Consider the following 6744-nt stretch of genomic DNA (forward strand, 5'->3'; position numbering starts at 1 on the left):
GTTCGGCGGCAACGCCATCGGCATGATAATCGACAACACCATGCCAAGCAGAACCGCTAACAACATGCGCGGCAGACGGATATTCAGCCAGATCTGCCACACCATATCGCTGAGCGGTGTGGATTGACAACGGCATCGCGCCAAAACTGATGGCCATCAGGCTGAGGCAGCGCAACACTGAAGCGCTAGTCATGTTTTACAGCTTCGGCTGCGTGGCGTAGCTTGACGATAGCCTCCGGTGTGTCGAGATCAAAACTCAGCAGCGCCATCTCATCTACCACTAACAGCGCGTGATGCTGCCCGGCTGGGCTCAGCGCCAGACCCGGTAGTGACCAAACCTTCTTTTCACCGCCGAGAGTCCGCAGTCCATCCTGACCTACCACCACTAGATCCGGCGCGGCAGCCACTACGCCTTCCTGCGAAAGCAGTTGATAATGCGGTACGGCTCCCATCGCATTAACTAGGCCAGCATTGCGAATGGCACCATCCGCCCCGGTCTGCGATCCTGCAGCCACGGTGTTCATGCCGCTGTGCGCCATGATAAACATTACCTTCACCGGCAGCGGCTGACTCGGCAGTTTTGCCAGTTGCTTCTGCACTTTTTCAGTCAGTGCTTTGGCGGCGTCTTCACGATGCAGCGCCTTGCCAATGGTCGCGATTTTTTCCGGGATCGCTTCGAGACTGTTTTTGCCGGTGACTTCCACCACCTTCACCCCTGCCTGCTCCACCTGTTGCAGCACCAGCGACGGTTTTGCCAGTTCGCTACTCAGTACCAGCGTCGGCTTCACCGCCAGAATGCCTTCCGCATTCAGCTTACGCATATAACCAATGTTCGGCAGCTTATTTACCTGAGCAGGCTGCTGGCTGGTGCTGTCGCGCGCCACCAGATCCTGCTGGGCATCCAGTGCGTAAACGATTTGGGTGACGTCTCCGCCAATGGAGACAATGCGTTCTGCCGCCAGCGTCGGCAGCGCCAGTGCGGTCAGCAACAACAGAGTCAGACGTTTCATGCGACAGCTCCTGAGGTGGTGAGCAACGCCAGCTGTTCACACCAGCGCGCTTGTTCCGGCGTACCTTCACTGCGCTGACCGTACAGTTGCGCGATCTGCGTACCATCAGAGGCGAACAGCTCAAAGCTGGTGACGAAGCCATCGCAGCCCTGCTTACGCGTCACCCAACTTTCGCTGATTTGATCCGCCATCAGATGCAGCGTGAATGAAGGGGTGAAGATGTTGACCCAGTTGTCTTTCGACATCAGTTTTTCTACAGTTCCGGTGAAGATCTGGGTGCAGCCACGGTTGCCAACAAAAATCATGATTTCGTTGCCATCCTGCTGTGCCTGATTGAGCAGCTGTGCCAGCGAGTCATTGCTGACTTGCCAGGCCAAATCGTCCGCTACCGCGTGGAATGCCTGCTGGCGCGAAATATTATGACGCTTCAGCAAACCGAAGAATTGGTGCACATCAGTCATGGCACGCCATTCAGCCTCGATGGTGCTGGCATCAACCGTCGTGCTGTGCTGCGGGCTGCGGGCCGGAATGAGTTCCAGCGCTACGTGGGCAGCGGTGGTGAACTGGGTAATCAACGCATCCCATGCGGCGACATCTGTGTTGTGGGTGGTGTAGATTTTCAGCACAGCGTCACCGTGGCGATCAAAAATCTGGATGCTTTGATGTTCACCGCGCGCCGTCATTTCTTGCAGGAAAAAGGCGCTATGCCACTGCTGGGGAAACAGACGCTGATCCAGCGCACGCGGGTTGAGGATCAATCCTGCATGTTCTCCGAGGTGCTGGTTTTCATATTTTCCTACTAGCTCATGTACTGCGTATTCGTTACGGGTGATGTTTTTGGTTTCACCCACTGCTTCGAGGGCGGCGAGCAGCGCCGGGAAATCGGTTTTCAGGGCCTTGGCATCCCGACCAATGCGCGCTTCACACAGCTGTGCTTCGCCAATGCCCATCAGTGCTGCCAAATCGCGCGCATATTTTTTCTGATGTTCGCATTGCAGGGCAAAATAGTGCTCGTAACGTTCGGTCATCGCGTATGTTCCACTGTTAGAATGCCCTGCCATACGGCGGGGCGAAGCATTGCCATCAGAAATCGACATTCAGCCCCAGCTGGAAAGTGCGGCCGGGCATAATTGAGAGCTGCGAGTCATAGTATGCCTGGTTCGTTTTACTGGTGGTGGATTCCAAATCTCGACTGCTGAGGTAATCCCAGTATTTGCGATCGGTCAGGTTATAAATCCCACCACTTATCTTCACGTTTTTCGTGAGGCGGTAATAAGCCGTCAGATCAACCAGCGCATATCCGGGAATATTCTGGTAGTAGGTATCGCTAGTGGCCCCCAGAGCACTGCCCGAATTTGTGTAGGTCTGCCGCTGTGTGTAGGTTGCACGCTTGCCATGGTTAAAGGTGGCAGTGACCGCTGCACCGTAACGCTGATCCGGGGAGTCATAAGCCACGCCAGTGATCAGACGCATGGGTGGTACGCTCTCAAGAGGCTCGTAGCTGTCGCCCAGATAACTTGATTTTGCAGCGCCCTGCGCATAACCAAATGCCAGCCGGGCGCTCAGACCGTTCACATCCGGGTACCAAGTGCCAAGATTGAATCTGCTGCCGAACTCCGCCCCGTAAATATAAGCTTTGTCGCGATTTTCTGCACGATAGGCAATATCAATGTTTTCCGGAATATCGGTAAAGACTTCCGGATTCGACGTCCGGCTATAACGGGTGTAATCAATAAAGTTCTTATAACTGTTGTAAAAGGTGGATGCAGTGAACGTGATCCCCGGAGCCGCTTCACCTTTCAGACCAAACTCAAAATTATTACTGGTTTCGGTTTTCAGGTCTGTATTACCAAGCAAAGCATACTGCGATCCATAGGAAGAGGCGTAGTTTGAGGACAGATTCCATGAGCCGTACATCTGGCTGGCGTTCGGAAACTGCGCACCACGCTTATACTGCAGATAGGCCATCATCTTCGGGGTCAGGTTATACTGAAACACAAGAGACGGCAGGATCTGTGCATCATTGAAATGCTTACCGTAAAGTGTTTCCACATCCTCGGTCGAAAGATCGGCATCCCCTCCCGCCAGAGCGGAAAGGTTTTCGGCTCTGGTATTCTGATAAGCAAAACGGATGCCCGGAATAACGGAGAAGGAGTGGCCGTTCATATCCCAGCTCAGGGTATCTTCAGCATAGGCTCCGAAGGTCAGGGTCTTGCTGTCTGCTTCCGGCCGGGAAATATAGTTATAAGAGCTCTGCTCAGGATCTTGCGAATAAGGCCGCTCGGTTTTTTCGATGCTGGCATTCATGCCATAACGGAAATTGTTAAACAGCCAGCTCTTCTCAGCTTTGCTCTCGAACCCGAAGGTTCTTGTATTGTAATTGGAGTAGATTCTGTGGGCTTCAACCGATCCTGCCTCAGGCACCAAACTGTTATCGTGCGCCTGAGTTTGTTGATAAAACAAGCTGGTTTCCAGACTGTCTACCAGGAGGTTATCATCTGGGGTCCACAAATCTTTCAGCGTCCCCGTCCAGCGGCGTGTCTGGCTGCTCTGACTTTCCCGGCCATAGATGGTAGTAGTACCCGTGCCCCAATAATCAAAGTCGGTATGGTTAGTCTTGTGGTAGTAATCGAGGGTTACACTGAGCTGATGCTCACTGTTAGGCTGCCAGATACCGGTCGCTGAAATGGCATCAGAATGCCAGTTTGCCGGATAAGCATCGATCGTACCGCTGTTGTTACGTGTTTCCTGCCCATCGCGTCGGCTTACGACAAAAATCCCACGCAGGGTCTCATCACCACCTGCAGCGGTGATGCCGTTATGCCAGCTGCGGTTAGATGAGTCGTAGTCGCTCTGGTAGCCAAAATATTTGTGTTTGACGGGTGAGAGATAATCGTCCGGTAATTTCGGACGGAAAGATACCGAGCCGCCAAGTGAATTATTCTTATAGGATACGTCCGTTGCACCTTCAACAATATCGACAGACCCATACATGTACGGGTCGATATAATCACGACCGATACCAAAAGTGTTGGACCCTGTACGACCTACAGAACTTCGCCCGGTAGCATAAGGCAGTTCGATACCATCCACGTCAATAGAAACCCTGTTGTCTTCCAGGCCGCGAACGTTATATCCGGTGTAACCAGCGCGGTCACCCGTGTAACCACTTTTCCCTGTGTTACTGCCGCCGGCAGCACCCGGAGCACTGACCAGCGGCTGATAGCGCATTACTGAACCAAAGTCATTGCCACCTTCTTTCTGAAGCTTTGATGCGGATATCGTGGTCCGGCTACCCGCCTGCAGCGGCAGTTTAGGAGCCGTCACAACCATAATGCCTTCACTGGTTGTGCTTTTCTTTTTCGAAATCGACAGGGTCTGATTATCATCAGACGCTGCATAACTACATGCGATATGAATGGCTGAGCCCAGCAGTGTTATCCTGAACAAGCGCTGTGCAGGGGACCCTTGAAGAAGAGTGGACATGGTCGCGAATTACCTTTTATTAATTGTTAATATTCGCTCAAGAACTGCTTCCGGTTAAGAAAAATCTCCAATACGGAATGAAGGAAAGAACTTAATTATTTAATAGATGTCTTTTGATCAATCTACGTTAACGTATGGTCACCATCAAGCAGCTTTACATCCCAATGCACTAAGCTTTACGTAAACCTGTATCTGATGGCTTTCATCTTCTCGGGCGGGCAGGGAGAATGAGGATGAGATGCGAAGAAAGATTTTTTATACTGTTATATTTTTATATATAAGGTGCAATAAGAAATAACATCAACCCTTTAATTCCCCCCTGACATCAGTTATTCATATGAAAATTAGAATGTCTGTCCAGAAATTACCCTGAATTTATTTTCAGATTTACTTCTCTGCAATGTATATACCTTCACATGCCAAATGAAGTCGAATATTACTCTGCCAGCATCTGTCAGGTAACCATCATGTGGCCTTTTTTTTGTGCGTGTTATTTACCGACACTATCGGATTATACGTATCACTTACTTAAGAGTCTGATTTGTTTTTAAGGTTGAGGTGAATCGCCACAGGTTTAACAGATACCTCAGAGTCATTTAAGATGGCTTAAAGAGAGGTCCCCATGAGTGGTAAGCGTTATCCAGAAGAGTTTAAAATTGAAGCTGTCAAACAGGTAATTGAGCGTGGTTATTCTGTTTCGAGCGTTGCAACACGTCTTGATATCACCACCCACAGCCTTTACGCCTGGATAAAGAAGTACGGTCCGGATTCTTCCACTAATAAAGAACAATCAGATGCTCAGGCCGAGATCCGCCGCCTCCAGAAAGAGCTGAAGCGGGTTACCGACGAACGGGACATATTAAAAAAAGCCGCGGCGTACTTCGCAAAACTGTCCGACTGAGGTACGCCTTTATCCGTGACAACACCTGTTGCTGGCCTGTTCGCCTGCTCTGTCGGGTGATGGATGTTCATCCCAGTGGTTTTTACGCCTGGCTTCAGCAGCCGCATTCAGAACGCCATCAGGCAGACCTGAGATTAGCAGGACAGATTAAACAGTTCTGGCTGGAATCGGGATGCGTCTATGGTTATCGCAAGATCCATCTGGATCTGCGGGACAGCGGGCAACAGGGCGGAGTGAACAGAGTCTGGCGACTAATGAAACGTGTTGGGATAAAGGCTCAGGTCGGATACCGGAGCCCGCGGGCACGTAAAGGCGAGGCCAGTATCGTATCGCCCAACAGGCTCCAGCGACAGTTCAATCCGGATGCTCCGGATGAGCGTTGGGTAACTGACATAACCTACATCAGGACCCACGAAGGCTGGCTGTATCTTGCCGTGGTTATTGATCTGTTCTCACGCAAAATTATCGGCTGGTCAATGCAATCCCGGATGACAAAGGACATTGTCCTGAACGCACTGCTGATGGCTGTATGGCGGCGTAATCCCCAAAAACAGGTGCTGGTTCATTCTGATCAGGGCAGTCAGTACACAAGCCATGAGTGGCAGTCGTTCCTGAAATCACACGGCCTGGAAGGCAGCATGAGCCGTCGCGGTAACTGCCACGATAATGCGGTTGCAGAAAGCTTTTTCCGGTTGTTGAAATGCGAACGGATAAAGAAAAAGATCTACGGAACGCGGGAAGAAGCCCGCAGCGATATTTTTGATTACATCGAAATGTTTTATAACAGTAAGCGGCGGCATGGTTCTAGCAATCAGATGTCACCGACAGAATATGAAAATAAGTATTATCAACGGCTCGGAAGTGTCTAGATTATCCGTGGCGATTCGCAGAAATCAGTATTCACTATCAGTTAAAGACGTAATAAAAATTGCCTGCAGGATTCCCAATCAGTGTCGTTCTTTATGACCAGATTCAATTGATGCAATAACCCAACTATGAATGCAGGAGTGAATGGACATGAAAGATTGAATCGATACCTTAAGCCTTTCTTTCATAGGGTTATATTTTCATTGTTTTGTGAGAGCAGGTATTTTTTCTTTGCGTAAAGAAAGTAAACGTTTGTTGCAATATTTATCTAGGCTATCAGTATTTTTACTAAACCAATTAATTAATGTCTGTTAACAGTATCAATGCGTTATTTTTTCGATATTATTACAAATAATTAAATCTTATAAGGTTACTGAGAATGCAAAGAGCTGCCATAAAAATATCTATATATATATCAACTACTTATTTTTTGCTTTTGGGTGGGTTTGTTTATTTTAAAATAAAAAAAGATCTTCACAT

General features: G+C 49.6%; 4 protein-coding genes. 1 reads left to right on the top strand and 3 read right to left on the bottom strand.

Annotated features, from left to right (window positions below):
* Positions 1 to 185: 185 nt before the first annotated feature.
* From AFL22_RS06875 to AFL22_RS06885, 3 genes are read right to left on the bottom strand one after another with little or no spacing between them, the layout of a single operon-like run.
* Positions 186 to 1010 (bottom strand): hemin ABC transporter substrate-binding protein, encoded by an 825-nt coding sequence (locus AFL22_RS06875; RefSeq protein ID WP_052271072.1) that lies wholly within the window; start codon positions 1008 to 1010, stop codon positions 186 to 188.
* Positions 1007 to 2038: a hemin-degrading factor gene (locus AFL22_RS06880; RefSeq protein ID WP_052271074.1), complete on the bottom strand. Its 1032-nt coding sequence runs from the start codon at positions 2036 to 2038 to the stop codon at positions 1007 to 1009. The genes AFL22_RS06875 and AFL22_RS06880 overlap by 4 nt, the downstream gene beginning before the upstream one ends.
* A 55-nt stretch (positions 2039 to 2093) precedes the next feature.
* Positions 2094 to 4496: a TonB-dependent receptor gene (locus tag AFL22_RS06885; RefSeq protein ID WP_052271076.1), complete on the bottom strand. Its 2403-nt coding sequence runs from the start codon at positions 4494 to 4496 to the stop codon at positions 2094 to 2096.
* Positions 4497 to 5118: 622 nt separating this feature from the next.
* On the opposite strand from AFL22_RS06885, the gene AFL22_RS06895 reads away from it, so the two are divergent.
* Positions 5119 to 6266, top strand: a protein-coding gene (locus tag AFL22_RS06895) for an IS3 family transposase (protein WP_156311581.1) whose coding sequence is annotated in 2 segments (ribosomal slippage) — positions 5119 to 5356 and positions 5356 to 6266 — 1149 coding nt in all. Because the reading frame shifts where the segments join, the coding sequence is not laid out codon by codon here.
* Positions 6267 to 6744: the final 478 nt, after the last annotated feature.

This window comes from Pantoea sp. CFSAN033090 (assembly GCF_001264395.1).
In the GTDB taxonomy this organism is placed as follows: Bacteria; Pseudomonadota; Gammaproteobacteria; order Enterobacterales; family Enterobacteriaceae; genus Pantoea; species Pantoea agglomerans.

What these genes read in the sequence shown, in the direction of transcription:
- AFL22_RS06885 (WP_052271076.1), bottom strand. Translation starts at nt 4,496, where the DNA reads ATGTCCACTCTTCTTCAAGGGTCCCCTGCACAGCGCTTGTTCAGGATA.
- AFL22_RS06875 (WP_052271072.1), bottom strand. Translation starts at nt 1,010, where the DNA reads ATGAAACGTCTGACTCTGTTGTTGCTGACCGCACTGGCGCTGCCGACG.
- AFL22_RS06880 (WP_052271074.1), bottom strand. Translation starts at nt 2,038, where the DNA reads ATGACCGAACGTTACGAGCACTATTTTGCCCTGCAATGCGAACATCAG.